The organism is Bradyrhizobium sp. SZCCHNR3119, from assembly GCF_032487775.1.
GTDB lineage: Bacteria > Pseudomonadota > Alphaproteobacteria > Rhizobiales > Xanthobacteraceae > Bradyrhizobium.
Map to the genome: position 1 here is coordinate 4,640,355 of NZ_JAUEUV010000001.1, position 23,563 is coordinate 4,663,917.

The window sequence follows — 23,563 nt, forward strand, 5'->3', positions numbered from 1 at the left end:
ATAATAAGCGTTTGCGCAAATTCGCGTAGCTGCTAGGCTGCCGGGCAGAGAGCCTTTGAAAGCCGGAGCTGCGAAGCCAGTCATGTCCCAGGTGCCCGATAGTGGTCACGAAGCCCGTCCCGTGCGGCTGCGCGAGGCGCTGCGGCAGGCGCGGATCGAGGCCGCCGACCGCACCGGCGTCGTGGTCGACCTGCGCGACGCGGAGGTGGCGCGGCTGGAGATCCTGAACGAGGCACTCGACCCGCTGTTCGAACAGGTCCCGGGCGACATCGATCTGTTCGATCGCGGCATCAGCCAAGGCGAGACGCCGCGGCTGTGGATCGACGTGGTCGCCCATGTCGCGATGGGCCGCGACAAGCGGCAGTATCGCTTCGTGCAGGACACCCGCAACGGCCGCATCGTGATCGCGGAATCGCATGAGGCGGCGGCGATCGTTCGGGCGGTGACCGACTACGTCGCCCGGCGCATGGTCGAGCGCGAGCGCGCCTTCAGCCTGCCGCGCGAGCCTGCACCGATCGCGGAGGCGCCGCGCCGGCGCCGCGGAGTCTGGCTGTTCCTGCTCGGCTTCCTGCTCGGCGGACTGGCGCTGTTCGGTCTTGCGCTGCTCGCCTCGCTGCAGCTGATCTGATCGCTTCAGAACAGCCGGACCTGCCGGATCTCGCGCACGCGCAGCGCGTCGTTGATCCCGCGCACCGTCATGTCGCAGCGCCAGTGATTACCCTCGCGCGCGATGGCGAAGAGGTTGTAGGCCGCGGCCGGATAATGCCCATGCGCGATGCTCGAGGCCGAGGGCACGCCGACCACGGGGATCTGGTGCTCGGGCCCGTCGATCCAGACCGTCGAATGGACATGGTCGTGGCCGTGCAGGATCAGCTCGACGCCGTGGCGCTTCAGCAGCGCGATCAGATCGGCGGCGTCCGTCAGCCACTTCATGCGGTTGGTCGAGCGCAGCGGATGATGCACCAGCAGCACCCGGAACACCTGCTCGGTCGACAGTGTCTCCAGTAGCCGCTCCAGTGCGGCCAGTTGTTCGGGTCCAATCCGCCCGGTGGCCATGAAGGGCGCCGTGGGCACGGCGGACGACAGGCTGATCAGCGCCAGCGGCCCCCGCCGGCGCAGGGAAGGAAAGCTGGGCGGGCCGACGGCATTCTCGTCGCCGCAGAAATAGTCGGCGAAGCTCTTGGCAAAGTGCAGCCGGGTCTGGCGCACATAGGCGTCATGATTGCCGGGGATCGCGGTGACGCGATCCGGCGGCCCGATTGTTTTGAGCCAGGCCAGCGCCAGCGGAAACTCCGCCTCCATGGCGAAATTGACGAGGTCGCCGGTGACCGCGATCTGGTTCGGCGTCTGCGTGTGCAGGTCCGAGACCAGCACGTCGAGCACGTCGCGGCGGTGATATTTGTAGCGGTTGCGTGTCCAGTTGATGTAGCCGAGCGCGCGCTTGCCGGCGAGCTCGATCAAGCGCGGCCGCGGCAGCGGCGAAAGATGCGGGTCGGAAAGATGCGCCAGCGTGAACGCCGCCATGATCGGTCTGCCTGTCGACGATCGGCACCGGGGCGCCGCGATCGTGAGGTGGTGTCCGGAAGGTCACGGCTCTATTGGCAAGCCTGCGGCGCCGGTGCAAGGATAACCGGCAAACCCTGGATGCGGCGGTGACAAGTCCAAACAATTTGCGCACTCGGCTCGAGCCCTGGTTGCGGCACGTGTTCCACCTGTATTGGCGCTTTGCCCGCGGCATGACGCTCGGTGTCCGCGCGGTCGTGCTCGACGCGGACAATCGGGTCTTCATGGTCCGGCACAGCTATGTCTCCGGCTGGCATCTGCCGGGCGGCGGCGTCGAAGTCGGCGAGACCTTTGCCGAGGCGCTGGAGCGGGAGCTGCTCGAGGAGGGACGGATTGCCCTCGCCGGCGAGCCTGTCCTGCACGGCATCTTCCTCAACAGTCACGTTTCGCGGCGCGACCATGTCGCGGTGTTCATCGTTAAGGATTTCACCCAGGATCGGCTGCCCGAGCCCAACCACGAGATCGTCGAGACCGGCTTTTTTTCCATTGACGGCCTGCCGGAGGGTACCACGCTCGGCACGCTGTCGCGCATCCGCGAGGTGCTACACGGCGTTAAGATCATTCCGACCTGGCGCCCGGGATAAACGCGGTGGCCAATCCGCCGTTATGACTTTTTGCACCGAAATGGCTGCAGGCTCTCCCACCAGGGGAGTTGGGCCAATGATACCACCATCGTTACGGGTCGCCGTGCTGGTGCCCTGCTACAATGAGGCGGCGGCTGTGGCCTCCGTGGTCAAGGGATTCAAGCAGGCGCTGCCCACGGCGACCGTTTACGTCTACGACAACAATTCGAAGGACCGTACCATCGACATCGCGCGCGAGGCGGGGGCCGAGGTGCGCAGCGAGCGGCGGCAGGGCAAGGGCCACGTGGTCCGCCGCATGTTCGCCGACGTCGATGCTGACATCTACGTGCTGGTCGACGGCGATGCCACCTACGATGCGCCGAGTGCGCCGCGGATGATCGAGCGCCTCGTCAGCGAACATCTCGACATGGTGGTCGGCTTGCGGGTGGACCAGGAGCAGGCGGCCTACCGAATGGGTCACCGTACCGGCAACTGGATGCTGACGCGGTTCCTGGCCGAGGTGTTCGGCCAGGCGTTCAAGGATATCCTGTCGGGCTATCGCGTGTTCTCGCGCCGGTTCGTCAAATCCTTCCCCGTCCTGTCCGACGGCTTCGAGATCGAGACCGAGCTCAGCGTGCATGCGCTGGAGCTGGCGCTGCCGGTCGCGGAAATCGCAACGCCCTATTACGCGCGCCCCGAAGGCTCCGTCTCGAAGCTGAACACCTGGCGGGATGGCTTCCGGATCCTCGGCACGATCCTCAAACTCTACCGCTCGGAGAAGCCTTTACGCTTTTTCGGCGTCATCGGGATCTTCTTCGCGCTGATCTCCATCGGTTTCGCGATCCCTGTGTTCGTCACCTATCTCGAGACCGGGCTCGTTCCACGGCTGCCGACGGCCGTGCTGTCCATGGGCCTGATGATCATGGCGCTGCTGTCGGCCTCGTCGGGCCTGGTGCTGGATACGGTCACGCGCGGCCGGCGCGAGATGAAACTGCTCGCCTATCTGTCACAATCGCCCGTCGTAGGCTGACCTCTCGTGTGAGGTGCTGCCAATGCGAGGCGGAAGCTTGTGTCCGGCCGCCTCTGCGGTCATGGTTCGGGCTGGTCTTTCGCTCACTCCCCACAACGAGAACACCGATCCACATGCCCATTCTCAATAGCATCGCCGCACTCGCCGACGACATGGCCGCCTGGCGCCACGATTTCCACGAGCATCCCGAGTTGCAATACGAGGTGCATCGCACGGCGGGTATCGTCGCCGAGCGCCTGCGTGAATTCGGCTGTGACGAGGTGGTCACCGGCATCGGGCGCACTGGCGTCGTCGGCATCATCCGCGGCCGCAAGGCGACGTCCGGGCGGACCATTGGCCTCCGCGCCGACATGGACGCGCTGCCGATCGAGGAGACCTCGGGCGTGCCCTACGCCTCGAAGACTCCCGGCTTGATGCACGCCTGCGGCCATGACGGCCACACCGCGATGTTGCTCGGCGCCGCCAAACATCTCGCCGAGACGCGCAACTTCGACGGCACCGCGGTGGTGATCTTCCAGCCGGCCGAGGAGGGCGGCGCCGGCGGCAAGGCTATGGTGGATGACGGCCTGATGACCCGCTGGGGCATCCAGGAGGTCTACGGCTTGCACAACATGCCCGGCCTGCCTGAGGGGCATTTTGCACTCCGGCCGGGCGCTCTGCTCGCCTCGTCAGATGATTTGGAGATCACCGTGCACGGCAAGGGCGGTCATGCCGGCGCCGGTCCTCACAAAGCGGTCGATAGCGTGCTGATCGGCGCGCACATCATCACGGCATTGCAGTCGATCGTGTCGCGCAACGTTGACCCGATCAAATCGGCTGTCATCTCGATCTGCGTCTTCGAGGCCGGCAAGGCCCTGAACGTCATTCCCGAGACGGTCGAGCTGAAGGGCACCGTGCGCACGCTCGATCCCGAGGTTCGCGATCTCGTCGAGCGCCGGATCGCCGAGGTCGCCGACAGCGTCGCCCGCGCCTATGGCGGCTCGGCGACGACGAAATACACGAGGCTCTATCCGGTGACGATGAACCATGCGCGCGAGGCCCAGATCGCGGCCGAAGTCGCACGCGACGTGGTTGGGGCCGACCGGGTCGACGACAAGACGATGCCGCTGATGGGCGGCGAGGATTTCGCCTTCATGCTGGAGGCGCGGCCCGGCGCCTTCGTCTTCCTCGGCATGGGCGACGGCAAGGATTGCCATCACCCGGCCTACCGCTTCAACGACAATATTCTCGGCCATGGCGCCTCCTATTGGGTGCGGTTGGTCGAGAAGACGATGCCGGTGGGCTGACGCCGGCGCCTGGACGCGCTGATCGCTGGCAACCGCGATCAGCGGCTGGCGTTCGCTGCGGTGCTACGTGCGGGACATCAGCTGCGGTGTAGCCGCCGGTCGGGACAGCCGGCGCCACTGGCGCGGGCTGCAGCCGGTCCAGCGGGAGAATGCGCGGGAGAAGGCCGACGCTTCCGAATAGCCGAGAAGGAACGCGACGTCGCCGAGCGGCAGATGCGCCTGGCGCAGATAATGGCGGGCGAGATCGAGGCGCGTCGCCTCGATGAGTTCGGAGAACGTGGCGCCGAGATCGCCAAGGCGACGCTGCAGCGTCCAGGACGTCGTGGACAGCGCGTCGGCGATCTGCTCGAGGTGAATGGTGCCGGCAGATAGCCGGCGCCGGATCTCGCCGCGGACCAGATCCAGGAACGCCGGCGTGCCACGCGAGCCGGCGACATCAGCAAGGTCGGTCGTCAGCCGCTGCAGGCGGGACAAGTCGGCATGCGGCATGGCCCGGTCCAGGCCGCGGTCTCGAAACACCAGTGCGTTGGTGCCCTGCGACCACTCCACTTCGGCGTCGAAGGCCGCCTCATGGTCGCGCCACGCGGTGGGCCGTGCATGTTCGAACAATACGATCTCCGGTGCCCAGCCCGACGGAAGACAGGCCCGGAAGACGTTCGCGAACATGCCCATGGTGAGTTCGGCATCCTGCCGGCGGTCGACGATCGAGCCATCGAGAATGCGATATTCGAGCCTGAGAAAACCGTCACGGCGCGCGAGCCTGGTCTCGGTCGCCTGCTGGTGCCATGGAAACCACAGCGCGAGGTGTTCGATCGCGGAGCCGAGAGTCGGTGCGGCGAGCGCGATCTCGCCGATCAGCCCAAGCATATGAGGCTGGTAACGCTGACCGAACCGAAGGCCGAAATTGTCATTGCCGGTCTCGCGCGCCGCCTCTTCCATCATGGCCACGTAATCGGCGAGGTCGAGTGCACTGTGCTTGCGCCCAAGGCAGGTGGGATCGATGCCGACACGCTCGAATACGGCCTCGGGTCTGCCTCCCGTTTGGACGATGAAATCAGCAACACCGGTTGCCGCTGCTGCCAGAATGTTCCGGCTGCGATCCGTTGGACCGCGCTGTTCGATCTCGAAGCCGTTGGACATGGAAGGTCCTCGCCTTGAGGATGTATCATCTAACTCCTGCAGTCACGAGTTATGCAAGTCGTATGCCTGTCTGCCGTCCAACTCCAGCCGGCCGCTCGATCGCGAGGTGCGATCACACGGAAAGGCAATGGAGTTGGCGGCCGATCATCCTCCGGATCGGTTCAATCGACCAGGGCGCGGGCTTCGTTCAGTGCGACGTCGAGCAGACTGTCGCTGGTCGCGGTGCTGCGCTGGCCGGCGGTCAGCCGATAGAGCAGCAGGCCGGCGGCAAAGAGCACCACGAAGACCGCGAACACCTGCAGATTGAACCAGATCATGGTGAGCAGCGAGAGCGTGGCCGTCACCAGCGCGATTGCGGGCAACACGGGATAGAGCGGCGCGTTGAACGGCCGCACCAGGTTCGGTTCGGAGGCGCGCAGACGGAACAGCGCCGCCATGCTCATGATGTACATCACGAGCGCACCGAACACGCTCATGGTCACGATATTGGCGGTCAGCGTCTGACCGGCGAACTGGATCAACTCATCGGAATAGATCGCGGCGATGCCGACCACGCCGCCGGCCAGGATGGCCCAATGCGGCGTGCGGCAGGTCGGATGCAGCGCGGCGAGTTTCGCCGGCAGGAAGCCGGCCCGCGACAGCGCGAAGATCTGCCGCGAATAGCCCATGATGATGCCGTGGAACGAGGCGATCAGGCCGAACAGGCCGATCCACACCAGCATGTGCAGCCAGCCCGAATTCTCGCCGACCACGATCTTCATCGCCTGCGGCAGCGGATCATTGATGTTTGAGAGCTTCGACCAGTCGCCGACGCCGCCCGCCAAGATCATGGTGCCGAAGGCGAGCACGACCAGGGTCAGGATGCCGGCAATGTAGGCGAGCGGAATGGTCCTGGTCGGATTCTTGGTCTCTTCCGCGGCCATGGCGGCGCCCTCGATGGCCAGGAAGAACCAGATCGCGAACGGGATCGCCGCGATGATGCCGCCGACGCTCGTCAGCGAGAAGGAGTTTTCTCCGGCCCAGCCATTCGCGGCGAAATTGGCGAAGGAGAAGCCGGGTGATACCACGCCCATGAATACGAAAAGTTCGATGATCGCCAGGATCGTGACGAAGAGCTCGAAGGTGGCCGCGATCGTCACACCGGCGATGTTGAGCGCCATGAAGACCAGATAGGCGCCGAGTGCGGCCGTCTTCGGGGACAGCGCCGGAAACTGGACGTTGAGATAGGCACCGATCGCGAGCGCGATGGCGGGGGGCGCGAACACGAACTCGATCAATGTCGCAAAGCCGGCAACGAAGCCGCCGAGCGGACCGAAGGCGCGGTACGAATAGGCGAAGGGGCCGCCCGCATGCGGGATCGCGGTGGTGAGTTCAGTGAAGGAGAAGATGAACGTGGTGTACATCACCGCAATGAAGATCGTGGTGATGAGGAAGCCGAGCGTGCCGGCCTTGTCCCAGCCATAGCTCCAGCCGAAATACTCGCCGGAGATCACGAGCCCGACCGCGATTCCCCACAGATGGAGTCCGGTCAGGCTCTTCGAAAGCGTCGGTTGCGTCTCTTCACTCATGTCCACTCTCTCCTGTCGTTTTTGCGATCGGTGACCTCGTGCGAAATGTCGCGGGGCGCCGCCTCCGGCAGCCCGGTCGGCGCGGCCGTGTCGAGCGCGGCGTCCGGCGCCGCCTCCTTGAGCGCGATCCCGGTTAAGCCGCGCCGCAGCGCCTCGTGCGCGAGCCAAGCGAGCTTGTCGGCGGCGCGGTCGGGCGCGAGCCCATGGCCGTGGATGTTCGAGATGCAGTTGCGCGCGCTGTCGCGCAGTCCCGGCGTCGGATTGAATGTGAGATAGATGCCGAGGGAATCGGCGGCCGATAGGCCCGGGCGCTCGCCGATCAGAACGGCAACCAGGCGCGCGCCCATCGTGGCGCCGACCTCGTCGCCCAGTGCAACACGTGCTTGCGAGGCCAGCACGACGGGCCCGATCGCAAGTCCAACGAGCCGCTTTTCGGTTGCGATCACCGCCGCCGCCGCATGGCTTTCGATCGCATCGGCCGACAGGCCGTCGGCAATGACGAACACGAGATCGAACGGGCCGGACGGCAGCTTCGCGGCCTCGCCCTCCGCGAGGCGGCGCCCGAGGTCGGGGCGGCGCAGATAGCTCGCGCGGTCGGCCGCCGCACTCGCGACCCGGATCACCTCGCGCGGCTGGAGCGTGGCCGCGATGCTCGCGAAATTCACTCGTCCCCACACGGCGTCACGTGCGAGTGCATGCGCCATCTGGAATTCCAGCTTCGCCTGGGTCGGAAGCCCGTCGCCGCAACGGCCGAGCGCAACACGGGCGCGCGTCATCCGGCGCAGCATGTCGAGCGCGTCGTCCCTCATGCCCGCGCTCCATGGCCGATCAGCCGGGCCACGGCCGGCGCGCTGCCGGACAGCGGCGGCAGGCGGCCGCTGGCGTCGAGCAGGCCCATCCGTGCCAGCCAGGCTTCGAACTCCGGCGCCGGGCGGCGGCCGAGCAGATGGCGCAGCCGCATCACGTCGTGATGCGACAGGCTCTGATAGTTGAGCATGATGTCGTCGGCGCCGGGCACCGCGATCAGGAAGTTGACGTTCGCCGCCGCGAGCAGCAGCGCCAGATCGTCCATGTCGTCCTGATCGGCCTCGGCGTGATTGGTGTAGCAGACGTCGCAGCCCATGGGCACGCCGAGCAGTTTGGCGCAGAAATGATCCTCAAGGCCCGCGCGCGTGATCTCCTTCGCGTCGTAGAGATATTCCGGCCCGATGAAGCCGACGACCGTGTTGACCAGCAGCGGCGAGAAGGCGCGCGCCACCGCGTAGGCGCGCGCCTCGACCGTCTGCTGATCGATGCCGTGATGGGCATCGGCCGACAGGGCGGCGCCCTGGCCGGTCTCGAAATACATTACGTTGTCGCCGATCGTGCCGCGCTTGAGGGACAAGGCCGCCTGCTGCGCTTCCGCCAGCACAGCGAGGTTCACGCCGAAGCCGGCGTTGGCGGCCTCGGTGCCGGCGATGGACTGGAACACGAGATCGAGCGGCGCGCCCTGTTCGATCGCACGGATCGAGGTCGTGACGTGACTGAGCACGCAGGATTGCGTCGGCACTTCGAATTTGAGCCTGAGCTCGTCCAGCATGGTGAGCAGTCTCATGCAGGCCTCGACGTTGTCCGTCGCCGGGTTGATGCCGATCACGGCATCACCCATGCCGAACAACAGCCCGTCGAGCGTGCCGGCTGCGATCGCGAGCGGATCGTCGGTAGGATCATTGGGCTGCAAGCGAGACGACAGCCGTCCGGGCAGGCCGATGGTGGAGCGGAAGCGCGTCACCACCCGGCATTTGGCGGCGATGGCGACGAGGTCGCCGTTGCCGCACAGTTTGGATACGGCGGCCACCATCTCCGGCGTGAGGCCGGGGGCGAGCGCGGCAAGCCGGTCGGCATCCGCTTCCCACGACATCAGCCACTCGCGCAACTCGCCGACGGTCAGCGAGGCGATGGGCGCGAAGGCGGCGGCATCATGGCTGTCGAAGATGAGACGCGTGACTTCGTCGGTCTCATAGGGCACCAGCGGCTCGTCCAGGAAGCGTCGCAGCGGCACGTCGGCCAGCGCCATGCGCGCCGCCACCCGCCGCGCTGCGCTGTCGGCCGCAATACCCGCGAGCTCATCGCCGGAGCGGCGCGGTGACGCGCAGCCCAGCAGCGTCTTGAGATCGTCGAACACATGGGTTTCGCCACCATGGCGCGACCGGAACGCACCCGCCATCTTCGACCTGCCGCTCGTGCTGCGTCTGAGCGGTCCCGACGGCCGCAATGACGGCCGCAACGCTCATGACCTGGTGCAGGCTAAAGGATACCGACCCCGAAAACTTGACATCTCAGCACAATTTCATGCCACGCTCCTTCTGTGCCCATAATTTCAGCATCGGGTGGTCGCGGTTGGATGTCGCGTGTGGGCTGCGCTCCAGGTGTCTGGGTGGGAAATTCGTGTTTCGCAGAGGAGGGAGCAGATTCCGAGCCGACGTCGTGCTGACGGCTATGGGCGCCTTTCCCGGCGTTCCAATTCGATCTTCGCATCCCGGCCCGGCAACCTTGCTCGTAAACTTCGGAATCGAGGGAGCACGACTTCAAATTCGTTGAACGAGGTGCTATCCCGCGTCCGAATCATGAGTGATCTGTCCATTACGATTGCACCCGAAAAGCCGTCCGACGCGCAGGTGATCGAGCGGCTGCATGAGCGGACCTTTGGGCCGGGCCGTTTCGTGCTCAGCGCCTACCGGCTGCGCGAGCATGTCGACCATCTGCTCGACCTGTCCTTTACCGCCCATATCGGCACCTTGCTGGCCGGCTCGGTGCGGCAGCTTCCGATCTGCATCGGCGATACCAAGGCGCTGCTCCTTGGACCGCTGACGGTCGAGCCGCCGTTCCGCAAGCACGGCATCGGCGGCCGCCTGATGGAGCGGGCGCTGGCGGATGCCAAAGCCAAAGGGCACCGCCTGGTGATCTTGGTCGGCGATGCCCCGTATTACGCGCGCTTCGGTTTCAAGCAGATCGAGAAGGGGCGGGCGGTCATGCCCGGCCCGGTCGACCCCAAGCGCCTGCTGGTGAACGAACTCGTCGCCGGCGCGTTCGACGGCGTCTCCGGTGCGATCCGTCCCGACTGGGATTTCGCGCGCTGACTGCCTCGCAAGAGGCGACGAGACTTGCCGGTTTGAAGGCGGCTTAATCCGCGTGTCTCGTCATTGCGAGCGAAGCTTCCTCGCAATGACGAAGACCAATGGATTGCGCAGGCTTGCCGCGCAATCCACGCAAGTTGGTGATCAGAACTTCAGGTTCGCGAACGCCTTGACCCCGAGGCCGGGCATCAGCACCTGGTCCTTGGTGTAGGACACCGAGTTGCGGATCTGCTCGTTCAACAGGTTGTCGCCGACCAGGCCGACCAGCATCTCGCGTGCGCCGAACATGTTCGGGTCGAGCTTGGTCTTGTAGCTCACCTCGGCCCGCAGAAGATTGTAGCCGGGCGTCGGCGTCTCTGCGATCGGGGCGATGTCGTTCTGCGCGAAAGCGTGCAGCAGGTTGATGCGCGTCAGCCAATGGTCGTTGCGCCAGAACAGGCCGCCGCCGACGCGTAGCGGTGGAATCCGCGGCACGTTGGTCCCGTCGGAAAACGTGGCACGCACCACGTCGAACTGGTTCTCGATGCCCCAGATGCCGGTATAAAGCGGCCCGATATCGAGCTGGCTCTGGAATTCGCCGCCCCGGAAGATGGCGTTGCGCTGCGAATAGATCGCCTGGTTGAGCGTGGCATCGGGCGCGCCGCAGGAGGCGAAATCGTCGTTGCACATCACCCCGGTCAGCCGGCGGTAGATGAAATTGTTGAACTGCGTGTAGTAGGCGGTGACCTCGAACCGGAACGGACCGGTTGCCTTGCGCAGGCCGACCTCGACCGTCTTGGCGGTCTCGATGGTCAGGTTGGGATTGCCGATATCGAAGGTTGCGGTGGCGTCATGCCCGCCGCGGGAGAACAATTCCGCCGGCTTCGGCGCGCGCTCGACATATTGCGCGGTGATGCTCGCCACCAGATCGCCCGGCAGGTCCTGCAGCAGGCCAACGCTCGCGCTCTTCGGCGTGAACGACCGGCTGCGGGCGATGTTGCTCTGCGGATTGCCGTCCGGCAGATAGCCTGCGGGGAAGTCCGGCGTCGATCCCTGCAGCTCGACATGCTCGATGCGCCCGGCGATCTGCGCCTTGGTCGTCGGCGAGAAGGTCAGCTCGTTGAACACATAGGCAGCGCCGCGGTTGTTGGTGTTCGGACCGAACAGGCCGTTGAAGGTCGAGCCGGGATTGTCCGGGCTCGGCGCATCCAGCTCCTGATGGCCGGCCTGCACCCCGATCGCCGTGGTCAGGCTGGCGAAGCGCACATTGAACGGGGCGAGCTGCAGCTCGACCCGCGCCTCCTCCTCGCGATTGCTGAAGGTCTGCCGCACGCCATCGCTGGTCGGAACGGCGGGATCGGCAAGCCCGAGCTCGTTGTGGCGATAGTTGGTGGCGCCGAGCCAGAACCTGACGGCGTCGATCGCCGCCGCATCGGGCCGGTATTCGCCCTTGGCCGTGATCTTGGTCTGATGGGCGTCGATGCGGGTGTTGTTCGCGGCACCGTCGATGCCGGGGATGTGGTAGAGCGCATCGGTCTGCGTCAGCGCGGCACCGACATAACCGCCGTCGAAGAAATAGCTGCCGCCGAGCGACACGCCGTCGTTGCGCAGTGACGAATTCGGCTGGCGACCGTTCACAGGCAGGTTCGGGTTGAAGCGGTAGGGATAGCCAGGAATGGCGTAGTCATCGGCCTTGCGGCCGTAGGCATCGGCGTGGATTGCGTAATTGCCGCCGCCTGCATCGATCAGCACGCCGCCTTCGGCGCCGCGATTGACCGAGTTGAACGAGGTGCGCGTCTCCGCCGTCACGCATGGCGCGCCGTCGATCGCAGGGGCTTTCGCCGGCAGGCCATAAGTCTGGAACGCCGCCGCGGGACAGACCGGCAGCGCCTGCGGAATCCGGTTGTTGGTGGCGCTCACGACGCCGCCGATCGAGGTCGAGCCGTAGCGCAGCGCCGCCGGGCCGCGCACCACCTCGACCTGATCGGTCGATAGCGGATCGATCGGCACGAAGTGATCCTCGCCGAGATCGGAGGCGCCGCCGGCGCCGGTCCCGTTCTCGACGATGCCGACCCGGTTGACATCGAGGCCGCGAATGATCGGCCGGCTGGACGCGCCGGGCGCGAAGCTCGAGCCGGTGATGCCGGGCTTGGAGAACAGGAGGTCGCCGAGGGTCGCAGCGCCGGAGCGCTGGATCTCGTCCTTCGGCACCACGGTGACAGTGGCGAACTGATCGGTGACGATCGGCAGCACGCCTTGTTGTGGGGCGGCTGGTGACGCGGTCTGCGCCTGCTGCGCCGGCGTGGACTGCCGGCTCGGCGTGCCGCGTGCGACATGCGTCGGGTTGGCATGCGGAACGACCGGCCTGCGTGCCCGGATCGGGCTCGGCGCAGTCACCGTGACCGCGGGCAATTCGGCTGCTGGTTTGCTGTCCTCGGCCAGCGCGGGGGCGCCGAGCACGCACACCATGGCTGCGATGCTGCAGCCCGACATCATTCGTTTAGAAAACATGATTTCCAAGTCCTGACCCCTAAGTCAGGCGGCCCAGATCTCCTTCGATCGAACGGGCGCGCCTGCCGTCGACACGCGACGGACCAATTCCAACGAGCTGAGGATCCGGGCGCACCCGCCAGGATCGTTTGCGTCTCAAACGGCGGACGGTCAGGAGAGAGGAGGCGCGCGGGGCTGGAAGGGGAGCTCGATGGCTGCGAGTTCAACGACATCGGCGAGCAGCGCGACGCCGCGATGGAACGCCACAGCCTGCGGCGGTGCGAGCACCGGCGGTGGCGACAGCAGTAGCGTCTGCGCCATCGCCATGACGGCGCAGATCGCGCAGGCGTCAGCCGGCTGCTGATCGCGATCCTGCTTGCTCGGGCTCTGCTCGGTCGTGAGCCTCTGCGCGCCGCTTGCGACACCATCCCCGTTCAGGGCTGCGACGATGGAGGCCGGCGGCGTCTGCGCAGGAGGCCAATGGTTGTGCCCGAACGCGAGCGCGATCTGCACCGCGAGCGCCATGAGCGCCAGCAGGGAGCCCGCCCTGATGTTCGTGCGAAACCAGGTCATCTGAATCAGTTGAACCAACGCCCCTGTTCGGCTGGAGCGAGCCAGCCGATGTTATAGTGTAACATCGCAGGGACGGTTCGAGAGTGTCAATCAGTCGGCTGACGCGGCAGACAAAATCAGCAACGTTGTGACCTTCACGCCACGACGCTGGTGCCGGCTCATCAGATGATCCATGCGGCAAAATGATCGCGGGGCGTGCGATCAGCGGCCCTCGCGTAGCCAGGTTGCGGCGAAGGCGCCGAGCAGGAGCAGCAGGCCGATCAGGCCGGCAAACATCGGCAGCACACCGACGCCCTTCACGATGCTGGCGTCGCGCATGCGCACGCCCATCCAGCCGTCGCCGCTGAACAAGGTGGACGAGCGCACCGGCACGATGCGCGGGATCTCCACGCCGGACCCGTCCGCGATCCGCTTGGCGTCGCCGCCGGTCGCTTGCGTCAGCGGCTTCAAGGTCTCCGTGGTCGAGGTGACCTCGGAGAATTCCTTCGGGTTGGTCGGGCCGACATTGATTAGCGCCTTCAAGGTGCCGTCGGTCGCCTGCCACAGGCCGAGTTCGTTGGCCGGCAGGCTGGCGCGCCATTCGCCGGGCTCGCCCTGGCTCAAGGTCAGTTCGCGGGCAGCGCCGGACGGCGAGGTCACCGTGACCGGCGACACCGTGTCCGCCATGGTCTGCCTGACGACGACGAGATCGTGGCCTTCCACCTTGAGCCGAAGCGCTTCCTCATCGAGGTCTGGCTGTTTCATCAGCCAATGCGACATGCGCCGGAGCAGGTCGAGATGTGGTCCGCCGCCCTCGTAGCCACGCGCCCACAGCCAGATATGGTCGGACAGCAGCAGTGCGACACGACCTTCGCCGAACCGCGACAGGAACAGCAGCGGCTTGCCATCGGGACCGGTCATCACCGGCGGGTTGACCGCGTTGCGGGTGTCGACGGTGCGGAAGAAGCGGCTCCAATGCGGCGGTTCGGCGTCCGAGCCTTCCAGCCCGCGCGTGACCGGGTGGCGTTTGCCGATCTCCGAGAGATGCGCATAGAACGGCTTCTCGGTGACCCCGACCGGCTCAGCCGGCAACACCGAGTCCAGAGGCGTGCGCCAGATGCTGGTGTTGGAAGCGTAGTCCGGACCCGCCGATACCAGCACCGCGCCGCCATTGCGCACATATTGCGCGATGTTCTCGAAATAGCCGATCGGCAGCACGCCCTGGCGCGCATAGCGGTCGAAGATGATCAGCTGGAATTCGTTGATCTTCTGCTGGAACAGCTCGCGGGTCGGAAAGGCGATCAGCGACAATTCGTTGATCGGCGTCCCGTCCTGCTTCTCCGGCGGCCGCAGAATCGTGAAGTGGACGAGGTCGACGCTGGCGTCGGACTTCAGGAGGTTGCGCCAAGTGCGCTCGCCGGAATGCGGCTCGCCCGAGACCAGCAGCACGCGCAGCTTGTCGCGCACACCGTCGATCGAGACGACGGCGCGGTTGTTGACCGGCGTCAGCTCGCCTTCGAGCGGGGAGGCCTCGATCTCGACGATGTTGGCCCCTTCATGCTTGATGTCGACATCGACCTTTCCGCTTTGGCCGCTCGTCATGGAGCGTTCGCTGATCACCTCGCCGTCGCGCCGGATCACTACCTTGGCGCGCTCGCCGCTGACGCCCTGATCGTCGAGGCGGAAGCTGATGGTCTGCGGTTGGCCGACGATGCCGAAGCGCGGGGCTGCGGTGATGGCGATGCGCCGGTCGCGCTCCGCCTTCTGTCCGGTGATCAGCGCCTGTACCGGGGCCTGGAAGCCGAGCGCCGCCGCATTGGCAGGGATGTCGTGCACGCGGCCGTCGGTGATCAGGAAGGCACCCGCCACGCGCTCGACTGGCACGTCGGACAGCGCCGAGGTGAGCGCGCCGAACAGATGGGTGCCGTCGGTCTCGCCGTCGGCCTGTCCGGCCTCGACCACGCGCACCTCAAGTCCCTTGATCTTCTTCAGCGCGTTGACCAGCGCCTCCTGCGCCTGCGCGGTCTGTTTGTTGCGGTCGCCGAAATTCTGACTCGGGCTCTTGTCGACGACGACGGCGGCGACCGACGTCAACGGCTCGCGGTCCTCGCGCGTGAATTGCGGGTTGGCGAGCGCCAACGCGATCAGAGCCAGCGCCGCGATGCGGACCCAGGCACCGCGCGCACGGCCGATCAGCAGCAGCGCTGTGATGACCACGATGGCGCCGATCGCAAGCCACAATACGATCGACGGGACGAGGGGCGTGAACGCGATGCCGTAATTCATAGCGAAGCCTTACTGCCCCAGCCGCTCGATCAGCGCTGGCGCATGCACCTGGTCGGCCTTGTAGTTGCCGGTCAGGGTGTACATCACGATATTGACCCCGGCGCGGAAGGCGAATTCGCGCTGGCGCGGTTCGCCCGGCACCAGCGGCAGCATGGCCTGGCCGTCGGGCCGGATCGCCCAGGCGCCCGCAAGATCGTTTGAAGTGATGATGATCGGGGACACGCCGTCGCCGCCGCGCGCCGGGCGCGCCGCACTCTCGTCCTCGTCCTCCTTGGGCAGCGCTTCGACCCAGGTCTGGCCGTTGGTGTAGCGCCCCGGAAAGTCGCGCAGCAGGTAGAACGTTTTGGTCAGCACATGCTCGCGCGGCACCGGCTCGAGTTCGGGCACATCCAGCGAGGAGAGGATCTCACGCAGCGCCTGCATGCCGGGAGTTTGCGAGCCGTTGTCGCCGGGCGGCGCCTCGACGGCGTCGCGGGTGTCGAAGATCACGGTGCCGCCCTGCTTCATGTAGGCGTCGATCTTGTTGATCGCGTCCTGCGGCGGCTTTGGCGCGCCCGGCACGATCGGCCAGTAGATCAGCGGAAAGAACGCGAGTTCGTCGTGGGCGGGATCGACGCCGACAGGATCGCCGGCTTCCAGCGCGGTGCGCTGAGCCAGGAACAGGGTGAGTCCCGTCATGCCGGCCTTGACGATCGAATCGACGTCGGCATTGCCGGTCACGACATAAGCGAGCCGGGTCTGCGACACCGCGCGCATCGCGAACTCGTCGCTGGCGGCGTCAGCGCGCGCGGGCGAGGGGACGCCGATCGCGAGTATGGCACCGGTGGCGAGCAGCGCGACGGCGACGGCCGCCGGCGCGGCGCGCCGTCGCACCAGCGCTGCCAAGCCGCCGCCCAGCAACGCCACGATGACAGCGTCGATCAGGAACAGGAGCAACGCGGTCGAGAGCAGGATGCCCCTCAGATCGCGCGGCTCGGCGTTGGTGTAGCTCGCGCGGCGTGCCGTGAGGCTCGACGTATCAAGCGGCAGGATCCGATCGGCGGCGGCAAGCGTATTCACGGCAGTGGGTCCTTCGGCAGGGCCGTAGAAGCCAGGTGGATGGTCCAGCGAGGCGCGGTCCTGGAAGTTCGCGGGCAGCGGTTTGGCGGTCGAAGGCGGCGGCCCGAACGCGCCGAAGCCGTCGAGCACGTGGAGCGGGGCAAGCGTCGCTTTGGCCGTCTCGCCGGCCGGACCTGCACCAGGTGTGCCGGTGTAGCCGGACATGTCGACGATCCGTCGCAGCATCTCGACCATCGCGCCCGACATGGGCAGATCCGACCAGCGCATGTCGGCGCTGACGTGGAACAGCGCGATCACACCCTTGCCGCGGTGTTCGCCGGTGACCAGAGGTGTGCCGTCTTCCAGCGAGGCCCAGCTCTTGGTCGCCAGCACCGCGTCCGGCTCGGCCAGCACCTGCCGGCTGACCGTGACATCCTTCGGGACAGCGAGGCCGGCGAACGGGCCGTCGGCGGCGAAGGCGGCGAGATGCTGCGGCTTCTCCCATGTCAGGCTGCCGCCGAGCGTGCGGCCGCCGCGGCGCAGCTTGACCGGCACGAGGTCGTCGTCGCCCTGCGCCAGCCGCGGCCCGGCGAAGCGGACGAGGACGCCGCCGTTCTCGATCCAGCCGGTGAGCCGGTCGCGCAGTTCCGGCGACAGGGTGCCGACGTCCGCCATCACGATCATCGGCACTTTCTGGTCGAGAAACTGGCTGATCACCTGCTGTGGCGCGCCGCGGTCGCCAAGCCTGAGGTCGGCGAAGGGCGCCAGTGCGCGCGTCAAATAGAAAGTCGGCGCGAGCAGCGGCTGCGCCGTGTCGCTGGTCGAGCCCGACACGATGCCGACTGCACGCCGGCGCCAGCGTTTGTCGAGCAACTGCACGGCGCCGGCGGAGCGTTCGCCCGCGATCTCCAGGCGCGTAATGTCGTTGCGCAGTTCGACCGGCAGGTCGAAGCTCGCTTCGGTGTCGTGCGCACCCGGGGAGAAGCTGAACTGGGCGTCGCCGACCGGCGAGCCCTTGGCGTCGAGCGCGCGAACGATGCCGCCGGGCACGCTCAGATCCGCGCGCAGCACCTTCACCGTCATCTTGGCGGCGGCATTCTCGGCGTCGGCCAGCGCCAGCGGCGACAGGGTGCCGCCTTCGAAGACCGTGAGCGGACGTTCGCCGATGGTCTTGCCGAGACCCGCGACGAACTCGCCGCCGCGGCCGGGGTCGACGCCGTCCGACAGCCAGACAATCTCGGCGTCGCCGGTCGCTTTCAGGAAGCGATCGAGCATCGGCAGCGCGTCGGCACGCTCGGCGGTGAACGGCTTGGGCGCAATCTGCCGCAGCGCGACGCGCGCAGCTCCGGCCGGCATCAGCGTGATGTCACGCGCAGGCTCCGACAGCGGCACCAGCGCGACGCCGCGGCGGTCCGCATCGGCATTGGCGATCGTCTCGTCGGCGGTCCTGAGGCGGGCGTCCCAGCTCGCCGCGGCGCTCCAGCTGTCGTCGATCAGCAGCACCAACGGCGCCTTGCTGCCCGCGGCCTGGTTGCGCGGATTCCAGATGGGACCTGCGGCTGCGAAGATGACGAGCGCGGCTGCGATCAGCCGCAGCAAGGTCAGCCACCAGGGTGAGCGCGAGGGCGTCTCCTCTCGCGGTGTGATATCGAACAACAGCCGCGTCGGCGGAAACTCGATGCGCCGCGGCCGCGGCGGCATCAGCCTGAGCAGCCACCAGAGCACCGGCAGGCTGACCAGTCCGATCAGCAGCAGCGGTTCGGTAAAAGAGAGCGGCAGACCCATCATGCGCCAAATCCTGATGCGCCAAATTCTGATGCGCCAGGTCCCAATGCGCTATGTCCGGCTTTGATGTTGCCACGGATGCCGCCTTTGCTGGTGGTCATCCCGGCGTGCAGGAAAAGCAGCAGCTCAGCCGCCGAACGGCTGGTCGTGTGCGTGCTGAACAGCCAGTCGAGTTTGCCGGTCTCGGCGCGGATCTCCTCACGATGCAGTGCGACGCGGGCGACATAGTCCTCGGCCCAGCGCTCGGCGCGGCCCGCAATGATCATCTGCCCGCCTTCGGGCTCGACGAATTCGACGCGGCCGGAATAGGGGAAGCTCTCCTCGGCGGGGTCGACCACCTGCACCATCGTGCCATGCGCCCCGGAGGCGGAAAGGCCCGCCAGCATGGTCTTGATCTCTCCGATCGGCGACCAGAAATCGGATAGCACGACGATCTCGGCGAGCGCCGAGGGGACGAAGGAGGGTGGCAGGCTCGGCCGGTCCGTCTCGTCGTGCAGCATCGCCTGCGCGATCCGGTCGATCACGCTGCGGCTGGCAGTCGGATTCATCAGGCCGGGAATGCCGACCCGTTCGCCGCCGGCGACGAGCAGCTCGGCGAGCGCAAAGGTCACGATCAATGCGCGCTCGAGCTTGCTGTCGCGCGCGTCCTTCGAGGCAAAGCTCATCGATGGCGAGCGGTCGGGCCAGATCCACACGGTGTGCGCGGCTTCCCATTCCTGCTCGCGGACATAGAGATGATCGTCACGCGCCGAGCGCCGCCAGTCGACGCGCTGCGACGGTTCGCCCGAGACGAAGCGGCGATATTGCCAGAAACTCTCGCCGGGACCCGACCGGCGGCGCCCATGCAGGCCATGGATGACGTTGGCGGCGATCTGGCGGGCCTCCAGCACCAGCCGCGGCAACGATGCGGAAAGCGTGCGACTTTCGCCATCGGCACGCCGGATTGCGACGATCTCCTTGTCGGCGTGCTCTCGCGTTGCGGCCATCAACCGATCCGGCTTTTGAGTTGCCGGATCACGTCCGGAATGGTGCGCCCTTCGGCGCGCGCCGGGAAGGTCAGCGCCATGCGGTGCTTCAGCACGGGCTCGGCCAAATCGAGCACGTCGTCGATCGAGGGCGCAAGGCGGCCGTCGAGCAGCGCGCGGGCGCGCACTGCGAGCATCAGGGACTGGCTGGCGCGCGGGCCCGGGCCCCAGGCGATCAGCTTGCCCGCTTCGCCCGCATCCGGTCCCGGACGCGCCGAGCGGACCAGCGACAGAATCGCTTCCACCACGGAATCACCGACCGGCAGGCGGCGCACCAGCCGTTGCGCCGCGATCAGCGCGTCCGCCGTCATGGCAGTTTTGGCCGCGGCCTCCTCGGCGCCGGTGGTCTCGAACAGAATACGCCGTTCGGCATCGCGGTCGGGGTATTCCACGTCGATTTCCATCAGGAAGCGGTCGAGCTGGGCTTCGGGCAGCGGATAGGTGCCTTCCTGCTCCAGCGGGTTTTGCGTCGCCAGCACGTGGAAGGGCTTGGGCAGATCATGGCGGGCGCCCGCAACCGTGATGTGCTGCTCCTGCATGGCCTGCAGCAGCGCCGACTGGGTGCGCGGGCTGGCGCGGTTGATCTCGTCCGCCATCAGAAGCTGCGCAAACACGGGCCCTGCGATGAAGCGGAAGGAGCGTTTGCCGGCCGAGCTTTCGTCCAGCACTTCGGCGCCCAGAATGTCCGACGGCATCAGGTCCGGGGTGAACTGGATGCGCTTGGCGTCGAGCCCGAGCGTCACGCCCAACGTCTCGACCAGCTTGGTCTTGGCAAGGCCGGGAACGCCGATCAGCAGGGCGTGGCCGCCCGAGAGGATCGTCACCAGGGTGTTTTCCACCACTTTGTCCTGGCCGAAGATGACGGCGGAGATGGCGTCCTTCGCCGCGCGAATCTGCCCCGACACCTGTTCGGCCGACCGGACGATCGCATCTTCGAGCTTCTCGGCACTCTCAGCCATTCCCGCTTCTCCTCTGCCCCGCAGCCTTTAAGTCCCTGACCGCCGATCCGCTCCATTTTTCCAATGAAACCGCGGCCAGATTGCGCGAAGGCTCTGTATTCGTTGAGTTAAACTATCCCCATCTTATCGGCATTCTGGGGTATCGAGCGCATCACGATATGGCGACCTCTGGTCAGGGCGCCCGCATCCGGAACTTTTACCAGTCGTTCTGCGATGACGATTTGCACCAAGACAATTTGCACCAAGATAATCTGCACCAATCGTGCCAAGGCCGATAGCGCAACCTCAGAGGAAACAATGGCGAACCAAGGGCAGAGCACGGATGCCGGGACCGGTCCAGGCCTCGATCGTCTGACCGCCGCCGCCAGCACGGCGAGCGCCTCCGGAAAGCTGCCGCCGGTGCATCTGTGGAATCCGCCATTTTGCGGCGATCTCGACATCCGAATCGGCTCGGACGGTAGCTGGAGCTATATGGGCACGCCGATCGGCCGGCCTGCGCTGGTGCGCCTGTTTTCGACAATTCTCAAGCGCGAGGGCGACAAATATTTCCTTGTCACGCCGGTGGAGAAGGTCGGCATCCGCGTCGACGATGCGCCCTTCATGGCCGTAGAAATGCGGGTCGAACCAGGCCAAGGCGGCCGGCTGCTGCATTTTCGCACCAATGTTGATGATTGGGTGGCCTGCGATGCGGCGCATCGCCTGCGGTTCGAGCCGGGCGAGGGCGGCGGGCTCACCCCCTATCTGCACGTTCGCGCCGGGCTCTGGGCCAAAGTCACGCGGCCGCTCTACTATGAGCTGGTTGACATGGGTGAGGAGCGGATGATCGATGGTCGGGCGGTGTTTGGGTTGGAGTCGGGCGGCGACTTCTTCCCGATGGCGGATGCGGAAGAGGTGAGGGCCGCAGGTTGACCGAGGCCATGGTGAGGAATGGGGCGGCCGTGCTCAGCTCAGCCGATTTTTTTGAGCGTGGCCGGCAGCGACTGCGGTTCGATGTGCCGCCCGCGCTGCTTGATCCGAACATCATTCCCGAGAGCGGGGATTCCGGCACCGATCGCATGCTCGAGATCATCGCGCGCGAGCAGCCGATTCGTCCCGCCGCCGTGCTGATTCCGGTGGTCGAGCATCCCGAGCCGACCGTGCTCCTGACCCAGCGCTCCGCGCATCTGTCCAACCATGCCGGGCAGATCGCCTTTCCCGGCGGCAAGATCGACGTGACCGACGCCTCGCCGCTCGATGCCGCCTTGCGCGAGGCCGAGGAGGAGGTCGGGCTCGACCGCGGCTTCGTCGATCCGATCGGCTATCTCGATGTCTACGGCACCGCTTTCGGCTTCCGTATCCTGCCGACTTTGGCGCGGGTGCGGCCCGGATTTGCGCTCAAGATCAACCAGGGCGAGGTCGACGACGCCTTCGAGGTGCCGCTGTCGTTCCTCATGAACCCTGCCAATCATCAGCTGCATGCGAAGGAATTCCGCGGCATGGAGCGGACCTATTACGCAATGCCGTTTGCCGAGCGCTATATCTGGGGCGCGACGGCCGGGATCCTGCGGCTGTTGTATGAGCGGATCTATCTCTCATGATCCGATCCATTCTGACGGAAATCGGGATCTTCCTCATTCCTTTTGCCGTCTACGCGCTGTTTCTGTTGGCGACCCGCTCCGGCTTGTTCGTGCCGGCCGCCTGGCCGCTCGCCCTGATCGCGAAGCTCACGGTGGCAGCGCTCGTGCTGGTGATCGTGAGCCTCGTTTTGCTCGCTCAGTTCTCCGGCGCGCCGCCGAACTCCACCTACACGCCGGCGCATATCGAGCACGGCAAACTCGTTCCCGGAGTTGAGCGATGACCGACGCGCAGATGCTGGATGCGCCCTGGCTCAGATCCGGTCCGGCTGCCCGCGTGCTGGCGCTCCTGAACTGCGACGGCGAGGAGGCGCGCGTGGTCGGCGGCGCCGTGCGCAACGCGCTGCTCGGCATTCCCATCGGCGACGTCGACATCGCCACCACGGCGCTTCCGGCCGAGGTGGTCCGTCGCGCGAAGGTCGCCGCGATCAAGAGCGTGCCGACCGGCATCGACCACGGCACGGTGACGCTGGTGCTCGAGGGCCATCCGTTCGAGGTGACGACCTTGCGCCTGGACACGGAGACCTTCGGTCGCAAGGCCAAGGTCGAGTTCGGCCGCGACTGGGTCGGCGACGCGCATCGGCGCGATTTCACCATGAACGCGCTGTCGGTGACCGCCGACGGCCTTGTGCACGATTATGTCGGCGGTCTCGCCGACATCGCCGTGCGCAGGGTTCGCTTCATCGGCGATCCGGCCCAGCGCATCGCCGAGGACTATTTGCGCATCCTGCGCTTCTTCCGCATCCATGCCGCCTTCGGCCATGGCGAGCCCGACCGCGAGGGCTATCTCGCCTGTATTGCCGCCCGTGCCGGCCTGGTCACGCTATCGGCCGAGCGAGTGCGCATGGAGATGCTGAAGCTTCTGGTCGCCGACGGCGCGGCCGGCGCGCTGACCGCGATGGTGGATGCCGGCCTCTTGACCTCGATCCTCGGCGGCGTCGCCTATCTCGGTCCGTTCGCCGCAATGGTCGCCGCGGAGCGCGAGCTTGGCCTTTCGCCGAACCCGATCCGCCGGCTCGCCGCGCTCGCGGTCGCCGTCACGGAGGACGCGCGCCGCCTCGGCACGCGGCTGAAGCTCTCCAATGCCGAGACCAAGGCGCTGGATTCGATGGGACATCGCTGGTGGCGGCTCGCCTCGGCCGACGAGGCGCGGGCGCGGCGGCTGCTCTATCGGCTCGGCGAGACCAATTATCGCGACCGGCTGCTGCTTGGCTGGGCGCGGGCCGGGCGCGACCGCGACGCGCCACGCTGGCGCGATCTCGCGCTTCTGCCGCAGCGGTTCTCGCCGCCGAAATTTCCGCTCAAAGCCGCCGACTTCATCGCCCGCGGCATCGCCGAAGGCCCGCTGCTCGGTCACGTGCTGACGCTGGCCGAGGATGCTTGGCTCGCCGCGGATTTTCCGCTCGATGCGCCGCGCCTGCACGCGATCGCCGACCAGGCTGCAGCACGCATCCACCGCGACGGGCGGTCGTGAACGCCTGCCGACGCGGCGCCTGTGAGATCGAACTGCATTGCGACCGCGTCTGGAAGGACATCATCCGATCGCTCGAAGCTGCGCACACCGGGCTGG

The 23,563-nt window shown here is 66.6% G+C and carries 20 protein-coding genes; 9 read left to right on the forward strand and 11 right to left on the reverse strand.

Features of this window, described 5'->3' with window-relative positions; all coding sequences use genetic code 11:
• Positions 1 to 82: 82 nt before the first annotated feature.
• Positions 83 to 628, forward strand: a complete 546-nt coding sequence (locus QX034_RS21370) for a hypothetical protein (protein WP_315765292.1) — start codon at positions 83 to 85, stop codon at positions 626 to 628.
• A 5-nt stretch (positions 629 to 633) separates the two neighbouring features.
• On the opposite strand, the gene QX034_RS21375 is transcribed toward QX034_RS21370, so the two are convergent.
• The gene (locus QX034_RS21375) at positions 634 to 1,524 is read right to left on the reverse strand and encodes a metallophosphoesterase (RefSeq protein WP_316195773.1); all 891 of its coding nucleotides are present in this window, start codon (positions 1,522 to 1,524) and stop codon (positions 634 to 636) included.
• Positions 1,525 to 1,652: 128 nt separating this feature from the next.
• On the opposite strand from QX034_RS21375, the gene QX034_RS21380 reads away from it, so the two are divergent.
• The 3 genes from QX034_RS21380 to QX034_RS21390 all read left to right on the forward strand — a co-directional run bounded on the left by QX034_RS21380 (position 1,653) and on the right by QX034_RS21390 (position 4,442).
• Positions 1,653 to 2,147 (forward strand): NUDIX domain-containing protein, encoded by a 495-nt coding sequence (locus QX034_RS21380; RefSeq protein ID WP_315706774.1) that lies wholly within the window; start codon positions 1,653 to 1,655, stop codon positions 2,145 to 2,147.
• Between the two features lie 76 nt (positions 2,148 to 2,223).
• Positions 2,224 to 3,156: a glycosyltransferase gene (locus QX034_RS21385; protein WP_315706773.1), complete on the forward strand. Its 933-nt coding sequence runs from the start codon at positions 2,224 to 2,226 to the stop codon at positions 3,154 to 3,156.
• 113 nt (positions 3,157 to 3,269) lie between these two features.
• On the forward strand, positions 3,270 to 4,442 hold the full coding sequence (locus QX034_RS21390; RefSeq protein ID WP_315706772.1) for a M20 aminoacylase family protein: 1,173 nt from the start codon (positions 3,270 to 3,272) through the stop codon (positions 4,440 to 4,442).
• Between the two features lie 63 nt (positions 4,443 to 4,505).
• Here QX034_RS21390 and QX034_RS21395 read toward each other — a convergent pair whose 3' ends face one another.
• The 4 genes from QX034_RS21395 to QX034_RS21410 all read right to left on the reverse strand — a co-directional run bounded on the left by QX034_RS21395 (position 4,506) and on the right by QX034_RS21410 (position 9,356).
• Positions 4,506 to 5,582 (reverse strand): AraC family transcriptional regulator, encoded by a 1,077-nt coding sequence (locus QX034_RS21395; protein WP_315706771.1) that lies wholly within the window; start codon positions 5,580 to 5,582, stop codon positions 4,506 to 4,508.
• A 161-nt stretch (positions 5,583 to 5,743) separates the two neighbouring features.
• Positions 5,744 to 7,150 (reverse strand): ethanolamine permease, encoded by a 1,407-nt coding sequence (gene eat / locus QX034_RS21400; protein WP_315706770.1) that lies wholly within the window; start codon positions 7,148 to 7,150, stop codon positions 5,744 to 5,746.
• Positions 7,147 to 7,959 (reverse strand): ethanolamine ammonia-lyase subunit EutC, encoded by an 813-nt coding sequence (gene eutC / locus QX034_RS21405; protein WP_315706769.1) that lies wholly within the window; start codon positions 7,957 to 7,959, stop codon positions 7,147 to 7,149. Before eutC ends, eat begins: the two co-directional genes overlap by 4 nt.
• Positions 7,956 to 9,356: an ethanolamine ammonia-lyase subunit EutB gene (locus QX034_RS21410; RefSeq protein WP_315706768.1), complete on the reverse strand. Its 1,401-nt coding sequence runs from the start codon at positions 9,354 to 9,356 to the stop codon at positions 7,956 to 7,958. Before QX034_RS21410 ends, eutC begins: the two co-directional genes overlap by 4 nt.
• A 400-nt stretch (positions 9,357 to 9,756) precedes the next feature.
• On the opposite strand from QX034_RS21410, the gene QX034_RS21415 reads away from it, so the two are divergent.
• On the forward strand, positions 9,757 to 10,269 hold the full coding sequence (locus QX034_RS21415) for an N-acetyltransferase (RefSeq protein ID WP_315706767.1): 513 nt from the start codon (positions 9,757 to 9,759) through the stop codon (positions 10,267 to 10,269).
• 141 nt (positions 10,270 to 10,410) lie between these two features.
• Here QX034_RS21415 and QX034_RS21420 read toward each other — a convergent pair whose 3' ends face one another.
• The 6 genes from QX034_RS21420 to QX034_RS21445 all read right to left on the reverse strand — a co-directional run bounded on the left by QX034_RS21420 (position 10,411) and on the right by QX034_RS21445 (position 20,380).
• The gene (locus tag QX034_RS21420; protein ID WP_315706841.1) at positions 10,411 to 12,738 is read right to left on the reverse strand and encodes a TonB-dependent receptor; all 2,328 of its coding nucleotides are present in this window, start codon (positions 12,736 to 12,738) and stop codon (positions 10,411 to 10,413) included.
• Positions 12,739 to 12,906: 168 nt separating this feature from the next.
• The gene (locus QX034_RS21425; protein WP_315706766.1) at positions 12,907 to 13,308 is read right to left on the reverse strand and encodes a hypothetical protein; all 402 of its coding nucleotides are present in this window, start codon (positions 13,306 to 13,308) and stop codon (positions 12,907 to 12,909) included.
• Between the two features lie 201 nt (positions 13,309 to 13,509).
• Positions 13,510 to 15,573: a hypothetical protein gene (locus tag QX034_RS21430; RefSeq protein ID WP_315706765.1), complete on the reverse strand. Its 2,064-nt coding sequence runs from the start codon at positions 15,571 to 15,573 to the stop codon at positions 13,510 to 13,512.
• Positions 15,574 to 15,582: 9 nt separating this feature from the next.
• Positions 15,583 to 18,399: a DUF4159 domain-containing protein gene (locus tag QX034_RS21435; protein ID WP_315706764.1), complete on the reverse strand. Its 2,817-nt coding sequence runs from the start codon at positions 18,397 to 18,399 to the stop codon at positions 15,583 to 15,585.
• On the reverse strand, positions 18,396 to 19,382 hold the full coding sequence (locus QX034_RS21440) for a DUF58 domain-containing protein (RefSeq protein WP_315706763.1): 987 nt from the start codon (positions 19,380 to 19,382) through the stop codon (positions 18,396 to 18,398). Before QX034_RS21440 ends, QX034_RS21435 begins: the two co-directional genes overlap by 4 nt.
• On the reverse strand, positions 19,382 to 20,380 hold the full coding sequence (locus tag QX034_RS21445; protein ID WP_315706762.1) for a MoxR family ATPase: 999 nt from the start codon (positions 20,378 to 20,380) through the stop codon (positions 19,382 to 19,384). Before QX034_RS21445 ends, QX034_RS21440 begins: the two co-directional genes overlap by 1 nt.
• Before the next feature lie 297 nt (positions 20,381 to 20,677).
• Between QX034_RS21445 and QX034_RS21450 the strand changes: the two genes are divergently transcribed.
• Genes QX034_RS21450 through QX034_RS21465 form a run of 4 tightly spaced genes read left to right on the forward strand, consistent with a single transcriptional unit; the run spans position 20,678 to position 23,467 of the window.
• A complete protein-coding gene (locus QX034_RS21450) occupies positions 20,678 to 21,289 on the forward strand; it encodes a DUF1285 domain-containing protein (protein ID WP_315706761.1) in 612 nt (203 codons plus the stop codon).
• An 8-nt stretch (positions 21,290 to 21,297) separates the two neighbouring features.
• Positions 21,298 to 21,957 carry a CoA pyrophosphatase gene (locus QX034_RS21455; RefSeq protein WP_409977542.1) on the forward strand — a complete coding sequence of 220 codons (660 nt, stop codon included), beginning with the start codon at positions 21,298 to 21,300 and terminating at the stop codon, positions 21,955 to 21,957.
• Positions 21,954 to 22,217, forward strand: coding sequence for a DUF6111 family protein (locus QX034_RS21460; protein ID WP_315706759.1), 264 nt, complete (start codon positions 21,954 to 21,956; stop codon positions 22,215 to 22,217). Before QX034_RS21455 ends, QX034_RS21460 begins: the two co-directional genes overlap by 4 nt.
• Positions 22,214 to 23,467: a CCA tRNA nucleotidyltransferase gene (locus QX034_RS21465; RefSeq protein ID WP_315706758.1), complete on the forward strand. Its 1,254-nt coding sequence runs from the start codon at positions 22,214 to 22,216 to the stop codon at positions 23,465 to 23,467. Before QX034_RS21460 ends, QX034_RS21465 begins: the two co-directional genes overlap by 4 nt.
• Positions 23,468 to 23,563 lie beyond the last annotated feature (96 nt).

What these genes read in the sequence shown, in the direction of transcription:
- QX034_RS21465 (WP_315706758.1), top strand. Translation starts at nt 22,214, where the DNA reads ATGACCGACGCGCAGATGCTGGATGCGCCCTGGCTCAGATCCGGTCCG.
- QX034_RS21425 (WP_315706766.1), bottom strand. Translation starts at nt 13,308, where the DNA reads ATGACCTGGTTTCGCACGAACATCAGGGCGGGCTCCCTGCTGGCGCTC.
- QX034_RS21435 (WP_315706764.1), bottom strand. Translation starts at nt 18,399, where the DNA reads ATGATGGGTCTGCCGCTCTCTTTTACCGAACCGCTGCTGCTGATCGGA.
- QX034_RS21440 (WP_315706763.1), bottom strand. Translation starts at nt 19,382, where the DNA reads ATGGCCGCAACGCGAGAGCACGCCGACAAGGAGATCGTCGCAATCCGG.
- QX034_RS21455 (WP_409977542.1), top strand. Translation starts at nt 21,298, where the DNA reads ATGGTGAGGAATGGGGCGGCCGTGCTCAGCTCAGCCGATTTTTTTGAG.
- QX034_RS21385 (WP_315706773.1), top strand. Translation starts at nt 2,224, where the DNA reads ATGATACCACCATCGTTACGGGTCGCCGTGCTGGTGCCCTGCTACAAT.
- QX034_RS21390 (WP_315706772.1), top strand. Translation starts at nt 3,270, where the DNA reads ATGCCCATTCTCAATAGCATCGCCGCACTCGCCGACGACATGGCCGCC.
- QX034_RS21430 (WP_315706765.1), bottom strand. Translation starts at nt 15,573, where the DNA reads ATGAATTACGGCATCGCGTTCACGCCCCTCGTCCCGTCGATCGTATTG.
- eat (WP_315706770.1), bottom strand. Translation starts at nt 7,150, where the DNA reads ATGAGTGAAGAGACGCAACCGACGCTTTCGAAGAGCCTGACCGGACTC.
- QX034_RS21370 (WP_315765292.1), top strand. Translation starts at nt 83, where the DNA reads ATGTCCCAGGTGCCCGATAGTGGTCACGAAGCCCGTCCCGTGCGGCTG.
- QX034_RS21375 (WP_316195773.1), bottom strand. Translation starts at nt 1,524, where the DNA reads ATGGCGGCGTTCACGCTGGCGCATCTTTCCGACCCGCATCTTTCGCCG.
- eutC (WP_315706769.1), bottom strand. Translation starts at nt 7,959, where the DNA reads ATGAGGGACGACGCGCTCGACATGCTGCGCCGGATGACGCGCGCCCGT.
- QX034_RS21415 (WP_315706767.1), top strand. Translation starts at nt 9,757, where the DNA reads ATGAGTGATCTGTCCATTACGATTGCACCCGAAAAGCCGTCCGACGCG.
- QX034_RS21460 (WP_315706759.1), top strand. Translation starts at nt 21,954, where the DNA reads ATGATCCGATCCATTCTGACGGAAATCGGGATCTTCCTCATTCCTTTT.
- QX034_RS21420 (WP_315706841.1), bottom strand. Translation starts at nt 12,738, where the DNA reads ATGTCGGGCTGCAGCATCGCAGCCATGGTGTGCGTGCTCGGCGCCCCC.
- QX034_RS21395 (WP_315706771.1), bottom strand. Translation starts at nt 5,582, where the DNA reads ATGTCCAACGGCTTCGAGATCGAACAGCGCGGTCCAACGGATCGCAGC.
- QX034_RS21450 (WP_315706761.1), top strand. Translation starts at nt 20,678, where the DNA reads ATGGCGAACCAAGGGCAGAGCACGGATGCCGGGACCGGTCCAGGCCTC.
- QX034_RS21410 (WP_315706768.1), bottom strand. Translation starts at nt 9,356, where the DNA reads ATGGCGGGTGCGTTCCGGTCGCGCCATGGTGGCGAAACCCATGTGTTC.
- QX034_RS21445 (WP_315706762.1), bottom strand. Translation starts at nt 20,380, where the DNA reads ATGGCTGAGAGTGCCGAGAAGCTCGAAGATGCGATCGTCCGGTCGGCC.